A 17,836-nucleotide genomic window follows, 5' to 3' on the forward strand; every position below is an offset into this window, starting at 1 on the left:
CTCACAAAAAGACGCGCTCGACAAACCACCAAGCCCCCACCAGCGCAATCACGGCCGAGGCCGGAACCGCCACCCGCGCACGGTACCAATCCCGCTGCCCGAACCAGTGCCCCACCGCCAGATAGGCCAGCGCGATCACCGTCAATTGCCCCAGCTCGACCCCGATATTGAACCCCACCAGATCGGCCACGAAACGGGCCGGGTTCAGCCCGATCTCGCCCAGCACGCTGGCAAAGCCCAGCCCGTGCAACAGGCCAAAGGCAAAGATGATCGCGGTGCGCTGCCACCCCAGCCGGGGCCGCGCGATGTTCTCGACCGCGACATAGACGATCGAGGCGGCAATCAGCGGTTCGACGATTTGCGCAGGAACAGTGACGATTTTCAGCGCCGCCAGCGCCAGTGTGACCGTATGCGCCAAGGTAAAGGCCGTGACCTGCACCAAGAGCGGCCGCAGGTTCAGCGACAGGAAAAACAGCCCCAGCACGAACAGGATGTGATCCAGCCCCTTGGGCAGGATATGTTCGAACCCCAAGACGACATAGCGCAGGAACTCCGCCACGGCGCCCACATCCGCCACGCCCTGACGCGGCAGCGGGTCGCTCAGTTCGCCACCGGCCAGATATCCGGAATAGACATCCCCCTCGCCCACCTGGCGCACCACCAGCGGGCCATAGGCCGCCAGCCAGCCCACCTGCACCGGCGCATCGCCCGGCGGCAGGTCTGCGGCGATGACCAACCGTGAGTCACGCTGCAGATCCGCGTCGCCCACCGGCGGGATGCGCACCGATGCGATCCGCGTCGGCAGCCGCGCGCCATCGCTTTGTACCACGATCCCCGGCGCCAAGCGCGCCCAGTCGGCGCGCAGCGCCTTCTCCAACGCCTCGGGCGGCAGCGCGCGCAGCTGATCGTAATAGCCCGACAGCGGCGAGTCGTTGGTGTCCTGCACGCTGCCCAGATCGATGCCGGACACCAGCGCCTCGACCGCCAGATCGACATGAATCGTCACTGTTTCGGCCGAAACCTCGACATCCGCGACGGCGGGCCGAACCTCGTGCGCGGCCACCGGCGCAACCGATCCCAACACAAGGCTTGCCATGATCAGGATTCGGGCCATCCTTTGGCGAAACGACTTGGGCTTTCTATCGATGCGCATTCTGACCGTCTTTCTTCTATGCCTTGGCGCGCTGTTGCGGCCCGCCCTTGGACATGAATTCTGGCTGTCTCCACAGGAATATCAACTGCCAACCGGCGGTCAGATCGTCGCTGATTTCCGCGTGGGTGAGAATTTCAAGGGCGCCAGCTATCCGTTCCTGCCACGCGACACGACGGATTTCTTTCTGATCACGCCGGATGGCACGGCACCGCTTGCAACGCGCGTGGGCGACCGCCCCGCCCTGAACATTCCCGCCCCCGCCGACGGCTTGGCCATCGTGGTGCATGAAACCACCGACAAGCGCGTCTTCTATCAAAAGCCCGAGAAATTCGCCCGCTTCGTCGCGTCAAAGGATCTGGGACAGGTTGTGGCCGATAATCAGAGCCTATCCCGCCTGAATCCGCCCTTTTCCGAAAGCTATCGCCGCTATGCCAAGGCGCTGATCGCCGTGGGCACGGGCCAGGGCCAGGACCGCCCAACCGGGCTGGAGACCGAGATCGTCGCCCTCAGAAACCCCTATACCGACGATCTTTCGGATGGCCTGCCGATCCGCGTGCTGTATCAGGGCGCCCCCCGCGGCAATGTCCAGGTCGAGGTGTTCGAAAAGCTGCCAAGCGACACGGTCCGCACATTCAACCTGCGCACCGATCCCACGGGTCAGGTCGCGGTGCCGGTCCTGCCCGGGCGGCGCTATCTGTTGAATGCCGTGGTGCTGCGCCCGACCGGCCAGACAGATCCCGAGGCCGGTCCGGTCTGGCATACGCTCTGGGCCTCGACCACCTTTGCCGTGCCCGATTAGCGGCTGATCCGCCAGATCGCGCCATCGGGCGCATCCACCAACAGCAAAAGCGCCCCATCCGGCGCCTGTTCCACATCGCGAATGCGGGCGTCACCGACGAAAAACCGCTCTTCCCCCGTCACGCGGTCGCCCAACAGGCTCAACCGCACCAGACCGCCGGGGTTCAGCGACCCGATCAACAGGCTGCCCCACCATTCCGGGAACATCTCGCCGGTATAAAAGATCATGCCACCGGGCGCGATCACCGGATCCCAGTAATAGATCGGCTGGGTCATGCCATCGGCCTGGGTCCGCCCCTCGCCCACCGGCGACCCGTTGTAATTCTTGCCATAGGACACCACCGGCCAGCCATAGTTCTTGCCCGCTTCGGGCCGGTTCAGCTCGTCACCGCCCGCCGGCCCATGTTCCACCGTCCACAGATCCCCCGTTCCGGGCTGGATCGCGGCGCCCTGCACATTGCGATGCCCCAGCGACCAGATGCCCAGCGGCAGCCCGCCGCGCCCCACCGGCAGACCATCCGGGCTCAGATGCACCACCTTGCCGAAGGTCGTTGCGATATCCTGCGCCAGCACCCGTTCCGAGCGGCTGAAATGCTCGCCCGTGGTGATGAACAGATCGCCCCGCCGGTCGATCACCACCCGCGATCCGTAATGCATCGGCGACCCGCTGGGCGGATCCTGCAGGAAGATATCGCGCAGATCGGTCAACGTGCTGCGGTCCGGCGACAGAACTGCCCGCGCCACCGCCGTCACGGACCGGCCATCGTCCAACGGCTTGGCATAGCTCAGGAACAAGACCCTGTTCTGCCCGAATTCCGGTGAAACGCTGACATCCAGCAGCCCACCCTGCTGCTGCGCAAGCACCTTCGGCACCCCCGCAATGGGGGCCGACACGACACCCTGGGCGCTGACATACCGCAACCGGCCGGGCCGCTCGGTCACCAGATAACCGCCACCCGGCAATGCAGCGATGCCCCACGGGTTTTCCAGCCCCGACGCAAAGACGCGCTGCACCGGCGTCACACCGGACAGCACCTCGGGCGCGCGGGTCTGACCCGGAAAGGCGGGGCTGTATTCGGGCGCGTTCGGCGCGCCCTGCGCCACAGGTTCCGCATGGGCGGCCCCGGCACAAAACAAAATGAGAAAAAGAAAAATCCTATGCATGCCCAAATTTATCGCATTGTGCGGACGGGTACAGTCACAATCGTGCCAACGCCCAATCTGCCGCATCCGCAACCGCCGGATCGGGATCGTCCAGCAGGTCGCGCGCAACAGGTCTGAACCGCGGATCGCCGGAATTTCCGATGGCATACAACACGTTACGCACGAACCGGTTGCGCCCGATACGCTTGATGGGCGAGCCCGAGAATTTCGCCCGAAACCCCGCATCGTCCAGCGCCGCCAGCGCCGCCAGGTCCGGCGCCAGCAGATCGTCCCGCGCCGCGTAACGCAGCTCGGTCGCGGCCACGGCAAACTTGTTCCACGGACAGGCCGCCAGGCAGTCGTCACAGCCATAGATCCGGTTGCCCATCTTCGCTCGCAACGCCACATCCACCGGCCCCGCATGCTCGATCGTCAGATAGGATATGCACCGCCGCGCATCGAGCTGAAACGGCGCTGGAAAGGCATCGGTCGGACAAATGTCCAAACAGGCCGTACAGGAGCCGCAATGCTCGTTTTCCGGTGAATCAGGCTCTAATTCGACGGTCGTAAAGATCGCCCCCAGAAAGAACCAGTTGCCAAGCTCGCGCGACAACAGATTGGTGTGCTTGCCCTGCCAACCCAGCCCGGCGGCCTGCGCCAGCGGCTTCTCCATCACCGGCGCGGTATCGACGAACACCTTGATCTCTTCCCCCGGCGCCTGCTCCAGCAGCCAGCGCCCCACCCGCTTCAGCCGCTTCTTGACCAGATCGTGATAATCCCGGTTCAACGCATAGGATGAAATCACCCCCCGGTCGCGCTGTGCCAGAAGCGCCAGCGGATCATGCGCGGGGGTATAGGGTTCTGCCAGCATCACGACCGACCGCGCCGCGGGCCAAAGCGCCGCCGGATCACCCCGCCAGGCCATGCGCTCGGCCATCCACCCCATCTGCCCATGGCGCCCCTCTGCGACAAATTCCGCCAGCCGCGCGGGCAACTCGGGCACCGCATCGGGCCGCGTGACCCGACAGGCGGCAAAGCCCTCGGCCCGCGCCTGGTCCACCAGCCGGTCCTTCAACACCGGCCCACCCCTTCTTCTTGGCAAAAATACTCCGCGGGGGTCCGGGGGCGCGAAGCCCCCGGCGCGCGGGCCGGCTCAGAAGTCCAGATCGGCATAATGCGCGGGCGGCGGAAAGCCCGGAACCTGATCGGCCAACAGCCCGCGGAACGCCGGGCGCGACTTGATCTTGGCATACCAGTCCTTGACGTTGGCATTCCGGTTCCAGTCCACGTCGCTGATGTAATCCAGCGACGACAGATGCGCGGCGGCGGCAAAATCGGCCAGCGTCATGACATCCCCCGCCAGCCAGCGCCGCTGATCCAGCAGCCAGCCCAGATAGTCCAGGTGGAACTTGATCTTCTGCGCACCGGCCTTGACGTTCTTGCTTTCGGGATAGCCCTGGCCCATCACCTTCTTGTTGACCCGCTCATAAAGCAGCTTCGACGTCACCTCCTGATGGAACTTGTCGTCGAACCAACTGACCAGGCGGCGCACCTCGGCCCGTTGGGCCGGGTCCTGCGGCAACAGGCGCGGTTCGGCCTGGATCTCTTCCAGGTATTCGCAGATCGCCTGGCTTTCGCTCAGCGCCAGCCCGTTGATCCGCAAAACAGGCACTTTTCCAGCCGGATTGCGCCGCATGAAGTCCGGGTCCTGCTCCCAATACCGCTCCTCGACCAGTTCGACCTCGATCTTCTTCTCGGCCAGCACCAGCCGCACCTTGCGGCAAAACGGCGACAGGGGAACATGATAGAGGCGGTTCATGGCAATCGGCCCGGTATGACTACAACTGCCCTGTCTTGCCGCGCGCGGGTCAGGATTTCAAGTTTCGAAACAGGATGCGCGGCCATCCGCCTTTATCGTCGCCGCGCCGTCGACGATCCGCCGGGCGCGCTTCAGCAGCCAGTCCGGCAGATCGGCGGCATTGCGCGCCTTGGGATTGGGCAGGATCACCGCCAGCCGTGCGCCCTGCATCGGGGTCAGCTTGTCGGGCGGGACCCGGAAATAATGATGCGCGGCGGCCTCGATCCCGAACACGCCCTCGTCGAATTCGGCGACGTTCAGATAGACCTCCAGGATGCGGCGTTTGGGCCAGGCGGCCTCGACCAGCGGGGTCAGGATCGCCTCGGCGGCCTTGCGGCTCCAACTGCGCCCCTGCCACAGATAGACATTCTTCACCGTCTGCTGCGAGATGGTCGACGCCCCGCGCTGCCCGCCATCGTCCAGCGCCTCGCGGATCGCGGCCATATCGAACCCCCAATGGCCGCAGAAATTGGCATCCTCGGCCGCCACGATCGCGCGAATGGCCGATGGCGCGACCTCGTCAATCGACACCCATTGCCGGTCGACCGCCCCCAACCGGCGGGTTTCCGACCAGATCGTATGTGTGGTCGGCGGGTCGACAAACCGAAACAGCACCACCCCGATCAGCGTCACCGCCGCAATCGCCAGCACGCCGCGCCAGGCATACCGGCGCACCCGCCCGCGAAGCGTCACCTGCTTCTTGGGGGCTGCTTTCTTTTTGGGGGTTTTTCTTGCCTGCTTCGCCACCCGGGCACCTTATCCCTGCCACCCGCGCGCGAAAACCCCCGGTGTCTTGTCTGCACCAAATTTCATGCTAGGGTGCGCACATTCCGTTGGGGTGCCCGATCCGGGCTGAGATGCGAAAGCGAACCCATCGAACCTGATCCGGTCAGCACCGGCGTAGGGAACGGAGCCTTGTGACAACGCGCGCCCCCCGTCCGTCCGCCTGTGCAACAAAACGCAAAGGGGCTTTGTTGCCATGTCGAACTTTCTGAAAAAGCGGCTCTGTGCCGCCCTGAAATCCCTGCCGCTGCTGGCGCTGCTGGCGCAGCCCGCGCTGGCGCAGGACAAGATGACCCTGATCCTGGATTGGTTCGTCAATCCCGATCACGGGCCGATCATCGTGGCCCAGGAAAAGGGCTACTTCGCCGATGCGGGGCTCGAGGTCGAGGTGATCGCGCCCGCCGATCCCGCCGATCCGCCCAAGCTGGTCGCCGCGGGCAAGGCCGACCTGGCCATCGGCTATCAGCCGCAGCTGCACCTGCAACTGCACGAGGGGCTGCCGCTGACCCGTGTCGGCACGCTGGTCGCCACGCCGCTGAACTGTCTGCTGGTGCTGGAGGACGGCCCGATCAAGACGACTGCCGACCTGGCCGACCGCAAGATCGGCTTTTCCGTCGCCGGCGTGGAAGAGGCGCTTTTGTCCACCATTCTGGGCCAGCACGGCATCGGAATGGACCAGATCGAACTGGTGAACGTCAACTGGTCGCTCTCGCCCTCGCTGATGTCGGGGCAGGTCGACGCGGTGATCGGCGCCTTTCGCAATTTCGAGCTGAACCAGATGGAGATCGAGGGCGTCGGCGGCCGCTGCTTCTATCTCGAGGAAGAGGGCCTGCCCGCCTATGACGAACTGATCTATCTGGCCAATCCCGATACGATGAACCGCGACGTGATCGCGCGTTTCCTGGCCGCCACCGAAAAGGCCACGCAATTCATCATCAACCACCCCGAGGAAAGCTGGGAGATCTTTTCCGGCACCGCCAAAGAGCTTCAGGACGAGCTGAACGCCAAGGCCTGGGTCGATACCTATCCCCGGTTCGCGCTGCGCCCGGCGGCGTTCGATGCGGGCCGCTATGCCCGGTTCGAAGCCTTCCTGAAGGATGCGGGCCTGGTGCCGTCAATCAACCCGGTGTCGGCCATGGCCATTGATGTGACAGCCCAATGACCGCGCCCGATTATGGCCGCGCCTTCGGGCTGTGGCGCGCTGATTGCGCGGACCCGTGGCGGGCCTATACCCGCCACGATTTCGTCGAAGGGTTGCGCGATGGCAGCCTGCCCCGCGCGGCCTTTCTGCATTACCTGCGGCAGGATTACGTGTTCCTGTTCCACTTTGCCCGCGCCTGGGCGCTTGCGGCGGTGAAAGCCACCCGGCTGGAGGAGATGCAGGCCGCCGCCGCCACGGTCAACGCGCTGGTCCATCACGAGATGCAGCTGCATGTCGACACCTGCGCCGACGCGGGGATCACGGAATCCGATCTGCGCGCAACGGCCGAGCGGCCAGAGAACATGGCCTATACCCGCTATGTGCTCGAGGCCGGGTATTCCGGTGACTTCCTGGACCTGATGGCCGCACTTGCGCCCTGCGTTCTGGGCTATGGCGAGATCGGCGCACGGCTGGCGGAAACGGCCAGTTCGGACCGCTATTCAGGCTGGATCAGTGTCTATTCCGGCGACGAATACCAACAGGTCTGCCGCGATGTGGGCGCGTTGATCGACGATGCGCTGATGCACCGGCTGGGCGCGGATTTCGCGCAATCGCCGCGTTGGGCGCCGCTGTGCCAACGCTTCGGCGCCGCAACCCGGCTGGAGGTCGGGTTCTGGGACATGGGCCTGACCCCATGAGCCAGCCGGTGGGCATCACCATCACGGGCAGCGCCCGGCTGGGCGACACACCCCTGTTCGCGCCCGTGACCCTGCCCATTGCCGCGGGCGGCTGGACCTGCCTTCTGGGGGCGTCGGGGGTGGGAAAATCGACCCTGTTACGTCTGATTGCGGGTCTGGAGACCGGGGTCGACTTCACCGGCACCGTCACCGCCGATGACGCCCAACCGTTGCAGGGGCGGGTGGCGTTCATGGCGCAGAACAGCCTGTTGCTGCCCTGGGCCACGGTGCTGGACAATGTCGCCATCGGCGCCCGTCTGCGCGGGGAACGCCCCGACCGGGCGCGGGCCGAAGAATTGCTGGCACGGGTGGGGCTGGCCGATCAGGCGCACAAGAAACCCGGCGCGCTGTCGGGCGGCCAGCATCAGCGCGTGGCGCTGGCCCGCACGTTGATGGAGGATCGCCCCGTCGTGCTGCTGGACGAGCCGTTTTCCGCGCTGGACGCGCAGACACGGGCCGGGATGCAGGATCTGGCGCATGACCTGTTGCAGGGGCGCACCGTGCTGCTGGTGACCCATGACCCGGCCGAGGCGGCGCGGCTGGCCGATCACCTGTTCATCCTGACGCCGCAGGCGCTGACGCCGGTGCCGGTGCCGCCATCGCCCGCCCCGCGCCCGGTGGACGACCCCGAAACCCTGACCGCGCAGGGGCAACTTTTCCGGCAATTGCGGGGGGCGGCGTGATGCGCGGATTGCACGGGATTTTCGCGGCGCTTTTGCTGCTGGCGGTGTGGCAGGCGGTGATCTGGCTGGCCGGTCCGCCGCATTTCATCCTGCCCAGCCCCGCACGCACCGCGACCGCGCTGTGGGACAACCGCGCGCTGATCGGGGAACACGCGCTGATCACCTTGTGGGAGGTCCTGCTGGGCCTGCTGATCGGCACGCTTCTGGGCATCGCCACCGCCATTCACCTGGCGCTGTCGCCGGGCGCCCGCGCGCTGCTGCGCCCGATCCTGGTGTTTTCCCAGGCGATCCCGGTCTTTGCGCTCGCGCCGGTTCTGACGCTGTGGCTGGGCTATGGCATCGTGTCGAAAATCGCCATGGCGGTGCTGATCATCTATTTCCCCGTCACCTCGGCCTTTTTCGACGGGCTGATGACCACCCCGCGCGGCTATCTGGATCTGGCACAGACGATGGGGGCGAAAAACGGCTCTATCCTGCGGCATTTGCGCATTCCACACGCCATTCCATCGCTGGGATCGGGGCTGAAACTGGCCGCCGTTTATGCGCCGATCGGGGCGGTGATCGGTGAATGGGTGGGGTCCAGCAACGGGCTGGGTTACCTGATGCTGCTGGCCAACGGGCGTGCCAAGATCGACCTGATGTTTGCCGCCGTTCTGGTGCTGGGGGCGCTGTCGATGGGGCTGTATCTGGCGGTTGATGCGGGCATCAACGCCTATATGCGGCGGCGCGAAAACTGAAAAGGCCGGGCTTTGGGGCCCGGCCAATTTCGTCACTGTTTCAGCCCGATTTACTCGGCCGGGACCGCCTGATCCTCGATCCCCAGCGGATGCGGCAGCTTGTCCAGCATCTCTTTGGGGCAGATCTGAACGAAGTTGCCGCGCTCCAGCTCCCAGTGCTGGATGATGTCGCGGGCCTTAGCGCTGTTGGTTTCGGCCGCGTGACGTTCGATCAGGTCTTTCAGCTGGGCTTCCCAGTGATCCACCGCCACCGGACAGGTGACCAGCGTTTCGGGGTTGATCAGCTGATCGGCCTTGCCCTGCGGATCGTACAGATAGGCCATCCCGCCGGTCATGCCCGCGCCGAAATTGGCCCCGATGCTGCCCAGGATCACCGCGACACCGCCGGTCATGTATTCGCAACCGTTGCTGCCGCAGCCTTCGATCACCACCTTGGCGCCCGAGTTGCGCACCGCGAACCGTTCGCCCGCGCGGCCCGCCGCAAACAGGTAACCATCGGTCGCGCCATACAGCACGGTGTTGCCGATGATCGTGTTCTCGGACGCTTTCAGCGGCGAGGCCATGGGCGGGCGCACCACGATGATGCCGCCCGACAGGCCCTTGCCGACATAGTCGTTGGCGTCGCCCGATACTTCCAGCTTCAGCCCCGGCGCGGCAAAGGCGCCCAGCGACTGACCCGCCGAACCCGACAGCTTCACCGTCAGGTGATCGGGCTGCAGCGCGTTGCGCATGCCGAATTTCCGCACGATATGGCTGGACGTGCGCGTGCCGATGGTGCGCAGCGTGTTCTGCACGGCATAAGACACCTGCATCTTCTCGCCATCGTTCAGGAAGCGCGCGGCGTCCTTCACGATCTCGGCGTCCAGCGTGTCGGGCACGGCGTTGCGCGGCTTGTCGCGGTTGTATTCGATGCGATGCGCCCCATCGACCGAGATCAGCAGCGGGTTCAGGTCCAGATCGTCCAGATGCGCCGAGCCACGGCTGACCTGCGTCAGCAGATCGGCGCGGCCGATCACCTCGTCCAGCGAGCGTGCACCGATCCCGGCCAGGATCTCGCGCACTTCCTGCGCATAGAAGGTGATCAGGTTCACCACCTTGTCCGCGTTTCCGGTGAATTTGTCACGCAAACGCGGATCCTGGGTGCAGACGCCCACCGGGCAGGTGTTCGACTGGCACTGGCGCACCATGATACAGCCCATCGCGATCAGCGCGGCGGTGCCGATGCCGTATTCCTCGGCCCCCATCATGGCGGCCATCACGATATCGCGGCCCGTGCGCAGCCCGCCATCGGTCCGCAGGGTGACACGTTCGCGCAGGTTGTTCATCGCCAGAACCTGATGCGCCTCGGTCAGGCCCATTTCCCAGGGCAGGCCGGCATATTTGATCGACGTCGCGGGTGACGCACCCGTGCCGCCATTATGGCCCGAAATCAGGATCACATCCGCCTTGGCCTTGGCCACACCGGCGGCAATCGTGCCGACGCCCGACGACGCCACCAGCTTGACCGTCACCTTGCAGCGCGGGTTGATCTGCTTCAGGTCATAGATCAGCTGGGCCAGATCCTCGATCGAATAGATGTCGTGATGCGGCGGGGGCGAGATCAGCGTCACGCCCTTGGTCGAATGCCGCAGCCGCGCGATCAGGTCGGTGACCTTCATGCCGGGCAGCTGGCCGCCCTCGCCGGGCTTGGCGCCTTGGGCGACCTTGATCTCCAGCTCTTCGCACTGGTTCAGGTATTCCGCCGTCACGCCGAACCGGCCCGACGCCACCTGTTTGATCTTGGCCGACGGGTTGTCGCCATTGGGTTCGGGCACGAAATGCGCCGGATCCTCGCCGCCTTCACCGCTGTCGGATTTGGCGCCGATGCGGTTCATCGCGACGTTCAGCGTCTTGTGCGCCTCGGGCGACAGCGCGCCCAACGACATGCCCGGCGTCACGAACCGCTTGCGGATCGAGGTGATGCTTTCGACCTCTTCAATCGGGATCGCCTTGCCCAGCGGCTTGATGTCCAGCAGATCGCGCAGATGGATGGGCGGGTTCGCCCGCATCGCGGCCGAGAACTGGCGCCAGGTTTCGTAAGACGCGCGGTCACAGGCCGATTGCAGCATGTGCATCGTCTGCGCCTCCCAGGCGTGTTTCTCGCCCGAGCGCCGCGCCTTGTAGAAACCGCCGATGGGCAGCACATCCTGCCCGCCCAGCCAGCCACGGGCGTGGACCTCTTCCAGCTTGCGCTGGATACCGGCGGTGCCGATCCCGGAAATCCGGCTGTGCATGCCGGGGAAGAACTCGGCGCACATCGCGCGGCTCAGACCCACAGCCTCGAAGTTCAGGCCGCCGCGATAGGACGAGATGACCGAGATGCCCATCTTGGACATGATCTTCAACAGACCCTGATCCACCGCATTGCGATACCGCGCGGTCGCCTCGGTCAGCGTGCCATCCATCAGGCCACGGTCGATCCGGTCGGCCAGGCTGTCCTCGGCCAGGTAGGCATTCACCACCGTCGCACCGCAGCCGATCAGCACGGCGAAATAATGCGGGTCGATACATTCCGCCGAGCGCACATTCAGCGAGGTAAAGGTCCGCAGCCCCTTTTTCGTCAGCCAGCTGTGCACCGCGCTGGTCGCCAGGATCATCGGCATCGCCACGCGGGCTTCGCCCTGTTGCTGGTCGGTCAGGATGATATGGCCCGCACCCGAACGCACGGCATCCTCGGCCTCGGCCCGGATCCGGTCCAGCTCGTCGCGCATGGCCTTGGGGCCGCCCTTGGCGCCAAAGGTACAGTCGATCACGACCATCGGCGCGTTGAAGCATTCGACCAGCTTGTCGAACTGCGCATTGCCCACGAACGGGCTTTCCAGCGTCAGAATCTCGGTCTGGCTGCTGTCTTCGTCCAGGACGTTCTTCAGGTTGCCGAACCGCGTCTTCAGGCTCATGACGCGGTATTCGCGCAGGCTGTCGATGGGCGGGTTCGTCACCTGGCTGAAGTTCTGGCGGAAGAAATGGCTGAGCGGGCGGTATTTTTCCGACAACACCGCGCTGGGGGTGTCATCGCCCATCGACGCGATGGCCTCTTTCCCGTCCTCGGCCATGGGGGTCAGGATCTGTTCCAGTTCCTCGATGGAATAGCCCGCCGCGATCTGCCGCTTGCGCAGCTCGGCCCCGCTATAGATCGGCTTTTCCGTCGCTTCGGACAGCACGGCATCCAGCTCGTTGATCTTGCTGACCCAGTCGCCAAAGGGCTGGCTGGCGGCCAGCTTGTCCTTGATTTCGGTGTCGTGGAACAGCTTGCCCTCGGCCATGTCGACGGCAATCATCTGCCCCGGACCCAGCGCGCCCTTTTCGCGCACCGTGGCCTCGTCCGTGGGCACCATGCCGACCTCGGACCCGGCGATCAGCATGCCGTCACCGCTGACGACATAACGCATCGGCCGCAACCCGTTCCGGTCCAGCCCGGCACAGACCCAGCGCCCGTCGGTCATCGCCAGCGCGGCGGGGCCGTCCCACGGCTCCATCACCGAATTCACATAGGAATACATGTCGCGCCACGCCTCGGGCAGCTCGATTGCCTGTTTCGACCAGCTTTCCGGCACCAGCATGGTCTTGGCCATGGGCGCAGACCGGCCCGCGCGCACCAGAACCTCGAACACCGAATCCAGCGCGGCGGAATCCGACGAGCCCTGGGCGACGATGGGTTTGATATCCTCGGCCAGATCCCCGAAGGCCGAACTGGCCATGCGGATCTCGTGGCTTTTCATCCAGTTCAGGTTGCCCTTCAGCGTGTTGATCTCGCCGTTATGAGCCAGCATGCGGAACGGCTGCGCCAGCCACCATTGCGGGAAGGTGTTGGTCGAATAGCGCTGGTGATAGATCGCGAACGCACTTTCGAAACGCTCGTCTTTCAGGTCGGGATAGAATTCGGCCACCTGTTCGGCCAGCATCATCCCCTTGTAGATCAGCGACCGGCAGGACAGCGAACAGATGTACAGCCCGTTGATCTGTGCCGCGGCGGCGGCTTTCTCGATCCGGCGGCGGATGACGTAAAGCTCACGCTCGAACGTTTCTTCATCCACCCCTTTGGAGTTCGAGATCAGGATCTGTTCGATCTCGGGGCGGGTGGCATTGGCTTTCTCGCCCAAAACCTCGGTGTTCACCGGGACGTGGCGCCAGCCATAGATGTAATAGCCCATGCGCAGCACTTCGGATTCCACAATGGACCGGCAGCTTTCCTGCGCCCCGAAATCGGTGCGCGGCAGAAACACCTGGCCCACGGCGACCAGCTGATCCAGATGCGGCTCGTGCCCGGTGCGGCGGATCTGGTCGTAATAGAACGACACCGGGATCTGCACATGGATGCCCGCGCCATCGCCGGTCTTGCCGTCGGCGTCGACAGCACCCCGGTGCCAGATCGCCTTCAGCGCGTTGATCCCGTTTTCCACGACCTTGCGGCTGGGCTTGCCGTCCAGCGCGACAACCAGCCCCACGCCACAGGACGAATGCTCGTCCTCGCTGCGATAGAGACTGTTTTCCGCCATCCACTTGCGCTTGGCTTCTTCGGCTGCGGACCAGTTGGCATCAAATTCGGTCATTCCCGGTCTCCTTCTGCGAAGGAGGCGAACTGTGCCTCGACTTCGGCTTTGGTTTGCGTTTCGTGGTCCCCGGCAAAGGCGAAGCCCGCCGGTTTCACGTCGATGTAGATTTCCTTGGTCATGGGGAACCCGCCCATGTCGTCCACCAGACCCGCCGAGACGGCATAGAAATTGTCGTATTTCGGCAGCGTCAGGTGATACCACAGCGTCGTGCCGCAGGTCTCGCACCAGGCGCGTTCGGCCCAATCGGACGAAGCATAGGATTTCACCGGCCCCGTCACCTGAAGCGTGCCGGGTTCCACGTCGATCTCGACAAAGGCCGAGCCAGCCCAGCGGCGGCACATCTCGCAGTGACAGGCGTGGATTTCAGGCGCTTTCGGCTCGAATTCGAGCTGAACCGCGCCGCACAGGCAATGCCCTTTCATGGCCCTATTCCGCCGCGACTTGCGCGGGCTGCGCCAGGAATTCCAGGATGCTGTCCGCCGCCTCGCGCCCGTCGCGGATCGCCCAGACCACCAGCGAGGCACCACGCACGATGTCGCCCACGGCAAACACACCGGGCAGGCTGGTTTCGTGGCTGCGGAAATCGGCCTTGATCGTGCCCCAGCGGGTCACTTCCAGCGCGGCTTCGCCCCATAGCGTCGGCAGGTCCTCGGGCTCGAAGCCCAGGGCGGTGATCACCAGATCGGCGTCTTCGGTGTAATCGGCGCCCTCGATCACCTCGGGGCTTTGGCGGCCGCTGGCATCGGGTGCGCCCAGGCGCATTTTCTGCACGATCACGCCATTCACCGGATCGCCGGTGAACCCCTTGGGCGCGCTCAGCCAGACGAATTCCACGCCCTCTTCCTCGGCGTTCTTCACCTCGCGCTGGCTGCCCGGCATGTTCGCCTTGTCGCGGCGATACAGGCATTTGACCGACGACGCGCCCTGGCGGATCGCGGTGCGCACACAGTCCATCGCGGTATCACCACCGCCGACGACCACCACGCGCTTGCCCTCGGCGTTCAGCTCGCCGCTGTCGAACTCCGGCACATCGTCGCCAAAGCTCTTGCGGTTGCTGGCGGTCAGATAGTCGATGGCGCGCACGATCCCGTCGGACCCGGCACCCGGACCCTGCAATTCGCGCGTTTTATAAACGCCCGTGGCGATCAGCACCGCGTCATGCTTGCCGCGGATCGCGTCAAAGGTCAGATCCTCGCCCACGTTGCAGTTCAGCACGAATTCCACACCGGCCTTTTCAAGAAGCTCGACCCGGCGCATCACCACGTCTTTTTCCAGCTTGAAACCGGGGATGCCATAGGTCAGCAGCCCGCCCGCACGGTCATAGCGGTCATAGACCGTGACCTGCAGACCGGCGCGGCGCAGCCGATCCGCCGCCGCCAGACCGCCGGGGCCGGCGCCGATGATGGCAACGCTTTCGCCACGCTCCTGCGTCGGCGCGCCGGGCTGGACCCAGCCCTTTTCCCAGGCGGTGTCGGTGATGTATTTCTCGACCGAACCGATGGTCACGGTGCCGTGGCCAGACTGTTCGATCACGCAATTGCCTTCGCACAGGCGGTCCTGCGGGCAGATTCGGCCGCAGATCTCGGGGAAGGTATTGGTGGCCTGGCTGACCTCGTACGCCTCTTGCAGCCGCCCTTCGGCGGTCAGCCGCAACCAGTCGGGGATATTGTTGTGCAGCGGGCAATGCGCCTGGCAATAGGGCACGCCGCATTGGCTGCACCGGCTGGCCTGTTCGGTGGCCTTGGTATCGGCGAATTCCGCATAGATTTCGTTGAAATCATGTGCACGTTCGTCCGCCTCGCGTTTCACGGGCATTTCCCGTTCGACAGTGACAAACTGAAGCATCCGTTCCTTGGCCATAACAATATCCCTGAGTTCCGACGCGAGCCCCTCTCATAAGCGGCATTTTCGTAAAAGAAAAGTCATATATTGTGACCTAATCGAGAATCGAATTTCGGCAGTGCAGAAAGTTAATGACGATTTCGCAAAATTTAGGTCAGTTCAAGTTACCTAAATTTGATCTTTCCTTTTAATATCACAGCCCTAGGATGCCGACATCCAAAACACAGGCGGTCGCGCATGTCTCTGCTTCATCTGCTGATTATCGCAATCATTCAGGGCGTGACCGAGTTTCTTCCCGTTTCTTCCTCGGGTCACCTGATTCTGTTGCCGAATCTTACCGGGATGGACGATCAGGGTCAGGTCATCGATGTGGCCGTGCATGTGGGCACGCTGTTCGCGGTGATCCTGTATTTCTGGCGCGATGTGGCCAGCGCCTTTGGCGGGCTGGGGCGGCTGGTACGGGGCAAGATGGATACCGACGGCGCGCGGCTGGCCTTTCTGCTGATCGTGGCGACGATCCCGGTGATCCTGTTCGGATTGCTGCTGAAACTGACCGGGCTGGACGACGCGCTGCGCAGCGTCGCGGTGATCGGCTGGACGATGCTGATCTTCGGGCTGGTGCTGTACTGGGCCGACCAGAAGGGCGCGCAAGAGCTGCAATCGACCGACTGGTCGCTGCGCCACGCGATCCAGATGGGGCTGTGGCAGGCGGTTGCGCTGATCCCCGGCACCTCGCGGTCGGGCATCACCATCACCGGCGCGCGAATGCTGGGCTATGCCCGCCATGACGCCGCGCGGCTGGCCATGCTGATGTCGATCCCCACGATCATCGCCTCGGGCACGCTTCTGGGGATCGAGGTCGCGGCAACCGCCGATGCGCAGGCCGCCCGCGACGGAGCCGTCGCGGCGGTCTTTGCCTTTATCTCGGCGCTGCTGGCGCTGGTGCTGATGATGCGGCTGCTGCGCAGCCTCAGCTTTACCCCATATGTGATCTATCGGGTGATCCTGGGCGTTGTCCTCCTGGCCATCGCCTATGGCTAGGATCAGGTGCGCAGGTTCTTGGCCGATGCGGTGATGTCGTCATACTGACCCTGCGGGCGGAACCGCCACAGGTATTCCGGCAACACGGCCTCGGTCGCGGTGGGCTTGATACCCAGATCCGACAGGCCCCTGGCCCCGTCCGACACCACATTGTCCAGCTTCAGCGCCTTGACCTGATCGCGGGTCAGCATCCCGTTCGAGATCAGCCGCCCCGAGGCCAGTTCGGCCATGTCAAAGACGAACGCCATGATCCGCGCGGCCCAGAACGGGATGTTCACCAGCAGCTTGCGGCGGTGAATCACCTTCAGCATCTGCTGCATCAGCTCGCGGAACGTATGCACATCCGGCCCGCCCAGCTCATAGATACCGCCCGGCGCGGTGCCCAGAACGCCCTTGACCGCCGCCTGTGCCACATCGTCGACATAGACCGGCTGGAACCGCGTTTCGGCCCCCACCAGCGGCAGCACCGGACCAAGGCGCGACATGCTGGCGAAACGGTTGAAGAACGCGTCTTCGGGGCCAAAGATCACCGACGGCCGCAGGATCATCGCATCGGGCATGTGTTTCAGCACGCCCTCCTCGCCCAGCGCCTTGGTCCGCAGGTAATCGCTTTCGGATTCCGCATCCGGCCCCAGGGCCGAGATCTGGACCATCCGCGCCACGCCGGTTTCAGCGGCAATGCGTGCGATACGCTCGGCACCCTCGTGCTGCACGGCCTCGAAATTGTTCCGCCCGCCGGCGTCGAACGTGCCCACGCAGTTCACGACCGCATCGGCGCCCTGCATCACGGCACGCACCGAATCGTCGTCGCGAATGTTGCAGAAGACCGGCTCGACCTGGCCGACAGTGCCATAGGGTTTGACATGCAGCGCCTCGTTCGGGCGACGCACCGCCACGCGCACGCGCCAACCCTCTTTCGCCATGCGCCGTGCGATATAGCGGCCCACGAAGCCCGCACCACCATAGATCGTCACCAGCTTGGCCATAGGGCGCCTCCAATGCCTTGAATTCACCTGCCTGAATAGCCCCCCGCCCGCCGTCAAACAAGCCGATATCGCAGAATCGAAAGAATCCTGCTTTTGACCCGTTGACACCACCTGCGACCAGCTATACATCCCCGCTCCACGACACCTGCCCAGGTGGCGGAATTGGTAGACGCGCTAGCTTCAGGTGCTAGTGTCCGTATGGACGTGGAGGTTCGAGTCCTCTCCTGGGCACCAAATCCCCAACATGTGAATCCGACACCCGCCCGCGCGGGAAACTTGACCCTGCCGGACGCGTGGGCTTAGACACGGTCCACCGGGACGACCCGGGCGAATTCTTGCGGG

At 64.5% G+C, this 17,836-nt stretch carries 15 protein-coding genes, 1 tRNA gene and 1 riboswitch; of the genes, 7 read left to right on the forward strand and 9 right to left on the reverse strand.

What is annotated here, in order from left to right; translation table 11 throughout:
• Position 1 precedes the first annotated feature (1 nt).
• The gene (locus tag CLM60_RS03105) at positions 2–1,096 is read right to left on the reverse strand and encodes a HupE/UreJ family protein (protein ID WP_245848144.1); all 1,095 of its coding nucleotides are present in this window, start codon (positions 1,094–1,096) and stop codon (positions 2–4) included.
• A 49-nt stretch (positions 1,097–1,145) separates the two neighbouring features.
• Between CLM60_RS03105 and CLM60_RS03110 the strand changes: the two genes are divergently transcribed.
• Complete coding sequence (locus CLM60_RS03110; protein WP_176473772.1) at positions 1,146–1,952, forward strand: DUF4198 domain-containing protein; 807 nt, start codon at positions 1,146–1,148, stop codon at positions 1,950–1,952.
• Here CLM60_RS03110 and CLM60_RS03115 read toward each other — a convergent pair.
• From CLM60_RS03115 to mtgA, 4 genes are all read right to left on the reverse strand, one after another.
• Positions 1,949–3,115, reverse strand: a complete 1,167-nt coding sequence (locus CLM60_RS03115) for a PQQ-dependent sugar dehydrogenase (protein ID WP_095587711.1) — start codon at positions 3,113–3,115, stop codon at positions 1,949–1,951. The two genes, CLM60_RS03110 and CLM60_RS03115, sit on opposite strands and share 4 nt — an antisense overlap.
• A 34-nt stretch (positions 3,116–3,149) precedes the next feature.
• Positions 3,150–4,169: a tRNA epoxyqueuosine(34) reductase QueG gene (gene queG, locus CLM60_RS03120; RefSeq protein ID WP_095587712.1), complete on the reverse strand. Its 1,020-nt coding sequence runs from the start codon at positions 4,167–4,169 to the stop codon at positions 3,150–3,152.
• A 78-nt stretch (positions 4,170–4,247) separates the two neighbouring features.
• Positions 4,248–4,913 carry an FtsZ-binding protein FzlA gene (gene fzlA / locus CLM60_RS03125; RefSeq protein ID WP_095587713.1) on the reverse strand — a complete coding sequence of 222 codons (666 nt, stop codon included), beginning with the start codon at positions 4,911–4,913 and terminating at the stop codon, positions 4,248–4,250.
• A gap of 57 nt (positions 4,914–4,970) precedes the next feature.
• The gene (mtgA, locus tag CLM60_RS03130; protein WP_245848146.1) at positions 4,971–5,645 is read right to left on the reverse strand and encodes a monofunctional biosynthetic peptidoglycan transglycosylase; all 675 of its coding nucleotides are present in this window, start codon (positions 5,643–5,645) and stop codon (positions 4,971–4,973) included.
• A gap of 131 nt (positions 5,646–5,776) precedes the next feature.
• Positions 5,777–5,876, forward strand: a riboswitch (TPP riboswitch).
• Between the two features lie 55 nt (positions 5,877–5,931).
• Between mtgA and CLM60_RS03135 the strand changes: the two genes are divergently transcribed.
• From CLM60_RS03135 to CLM60_RS03150, 4 genes are read left to right on the forward strand one after another with little or no spacing between them, the layout of a single operon-like run.
• Positions 5,932–6,897, forward strand: coding sequence for an ABC transporter substrate-binding protein (locus CLM60_RS03135; protein ID WP_095587715.1), 966 nt, complete (start codon positions 5,932–5,934; stop codon positions 6,895–6,897).
• Positions 6,894–7,574 (forward strand): thiaminase II, encoded by a 681-nt coding sequence (gene tenA / locus CLM60_RS03140; RefSeq protein WP_095587716.1) that lies wholly within the window; start codon positions 6,894–6,896, stop codon positions 7,572–7,574. The genes CLM60_RS03135 and tenA overlap by 4 nt, the downstream gene beginning before the upstream one ends.
• Positions 7,571–8,296 (forward strand): ABC transporter ATP-binding protein, encoded by a 726-nt coding sequence (locus CLM60_RS03145; protein WP_095587717.1) that lies wholly within the window; start codon positions 7,571–7,573, stop codon positions 8,294–8,296. Before tenA ends, CLM60_RS03145 begins: the two co-directional genes overlap by 4 nt.
• Entirely contained in the window at positions 8,296–9,033 is a 738-nt protein-coding gene (locus CLM60_RS03150; protein ID WP_095587718.1) for an ABC transporter permease, read from the forward strand. Before CLM60_RS03145 ends, CLM60_RS03150 begins: the two co-directional genes overlap by 1 nt.
• Positions 9,034–9,083: 50 nt before the next feature.
• On the opposite strand, the gene gltB is transcribed toward CLM60_RS03150, so the two are convergent.
• The 3 genes from gltB to CLM60_RS03165 are packed head-to-tail and all read right to left on the reverse strand — an operon-like array spanning position 9,084 to position 15,485.
• A complete protein-coding gene (gene gltB, locus CLM60_RS03155; protein ID WP_095587719.1) occupies positions 9,084–13,622 on the reverse strand; it encodes a glutamate synthase large subunit in 4,539 nt (1,512 codons plus the stop codon).
• A complete protein-coding gene (locus tag CLM60_RS03160) occupies positions 13,619–14,047 on the reverse strand; it encodes a GFA family protein (protein WP_245848149.1) in 429 nt (142 codons plus the stop codon). Before CLM60_RS03160 ends, gltB begins: the two co-directional genes overlap by 4 nt.
• Positions 14,048–14,051: 4 nt before the next feature.
• On the reverse strand, positions 14,052–15,485 hold the full coding sequence (locus CLM60_RS03165) for an NAD(P)-dependent oxidoreductase (protein WP_095587720.1): 1,434 nt from the start codon (positions 15,483–15,485) through the stop codon (positions 14,052–14,054).
• 219 nt (positions 15,486–15,704) lie between these two features.
• Between CLM60_RS03165 and CLM60_RS03170 the strand changes: the two genes are divergently transcribed.
• Entirely contained in the window at positions 15,705–16,508 is an 804-nt protein-coding gene (locus CLM60_RS03170) for an undecaprenyl-diphosphate phosphatase (RefSeq protein ID WP_095587721.1), read from the forward strand.
• Between the two features lie 2 nt (positions 16,509–16,510).
• Here the strand turns inward: CLM60_RS03170 and CLM60_RS03175 are convergent, their stop codons facing one another.
• Positions 16,511–17,494, reverse strand: coding sequence for a complex I NDUFA9 subunit family protein (locus CLM60_RS03175; protein WP_095587722.1), 984 nt, complete (start codon positions 17,492–17,494; stop codon positions 16,511–16,513).
• A gap of 147 nt (positions 17,495–17,641) precedes the next feature.
• Here CLM60_RS03175 and CLM60_RS03180 point away from each other — a divergent pair.
• A tRNA-Leu gene (locus tag CLM60_RS03180) sits at positions 17,642–17,728 on the forward strand.
• The last annotated feature ends 108 nt before the right edge of the window (positions 17,729–17,836 follow it).

The sequence above is a fragment of the Actibacterium ureilyticum genome, assembly GCF_002285435.1.
In the GTDB taxonomy this organism is placed as follows: Bacteria; Pseudomonadota; Alphaproteobacteria; order Rhodobacterales; family Rhodobacteraceae; genus Actibacterium_C; species Actibacterium_C ureilyticum.

Coding starts and splice junctions, on each gene's coding strand:
- CLM60_RS03135 (WP_095587715.1), top strand. CDS start 5,932: ATGTCGAACTTTCTGAAAAAGCGGCTCTGTGCCGCCCTGAAATCCCTG.
- fzlA (WP_095587713.1), bottom strand. CDS start 4,913: ATGAACCGCCTCTATCATGTTCCCCTGTCGCCGTTTTGCCGCAAGGTG.
- CLM60_RS03150 (WP_095587718.1), top strand. CDS start 8,296: ATGCGCGGATTGCACGGGATTTTCGCGGCGCTTTTGCTGCTGGCGGTG.
- CLM60_RS03145 (WP_095587717.1), top strand. CDS start 7,571: ATGAGCCAGCCGGTGGGCATCACCATCACGGGCAGCGCCCGGCTGGGC.
- CLM60_RS03115 (WP_095587711.1), bottom strand. CDS start 3,115: ATGCATAGGATTTTTCTTTTTCTCATTTTGTTTTGTGCCGGGGCCGCC.
- CLM60_RS03165 (WP_095587720.1), bottom strand. CDS start 15,485: ATGGCCAAGGAACGGATGCTTCAGTTTGTCACTGTCGAACGGGAAATG.
- CLM60_RS03105 (WP_245848144.1), bottom strand. CDS start 1,096: ATGGCAAGCCTTGTGTTGGGATCGGTTGCGCCGGTGGCCGCGCACGAG.
- CLM60_RS03110 (WP_176473772.1), top strand. CDS start 1,146: ATGCGCATTCTGACCGTCTTTCTTCTATGCCTTGGCGCGCTGTTGCGG.
- CLM60_RS03170 (WP_095587721.1), top strand. CDS start 15,705: ATGTCTCTGCTTCATCTGCTGATTATCGCAATCATTCAGGGCGTGACC.
- tenA (WP_095587716.1), top strand. CDS start 6,894: ATGACCGCGCCCGATTATGGCCGCGCCTTCGGGCTGTGGCGCGCTGAT.
- CLM60_RS03175 (WP_095587722.1), bottom strand. CDS start 17,494: ATGGCCAAGCTGGTGACGATCTATGGTGGTGCGGGCTTCGTGGGCCGC.
- gltB (WP_095587719.1), bottom strand. CDS start 13,622: ATGACCGAATTTGATGCCAACTGGTCCGCAGCCGAAGAAGCCAAGCGC.
- CLM60_RS03160 (WP_245848149.1), bottom strand. CDS start 14,047: ATGAAAGGGCATTGCCTGTGCGGCGCGGTTCAGCTCGAATTCGAGCCG.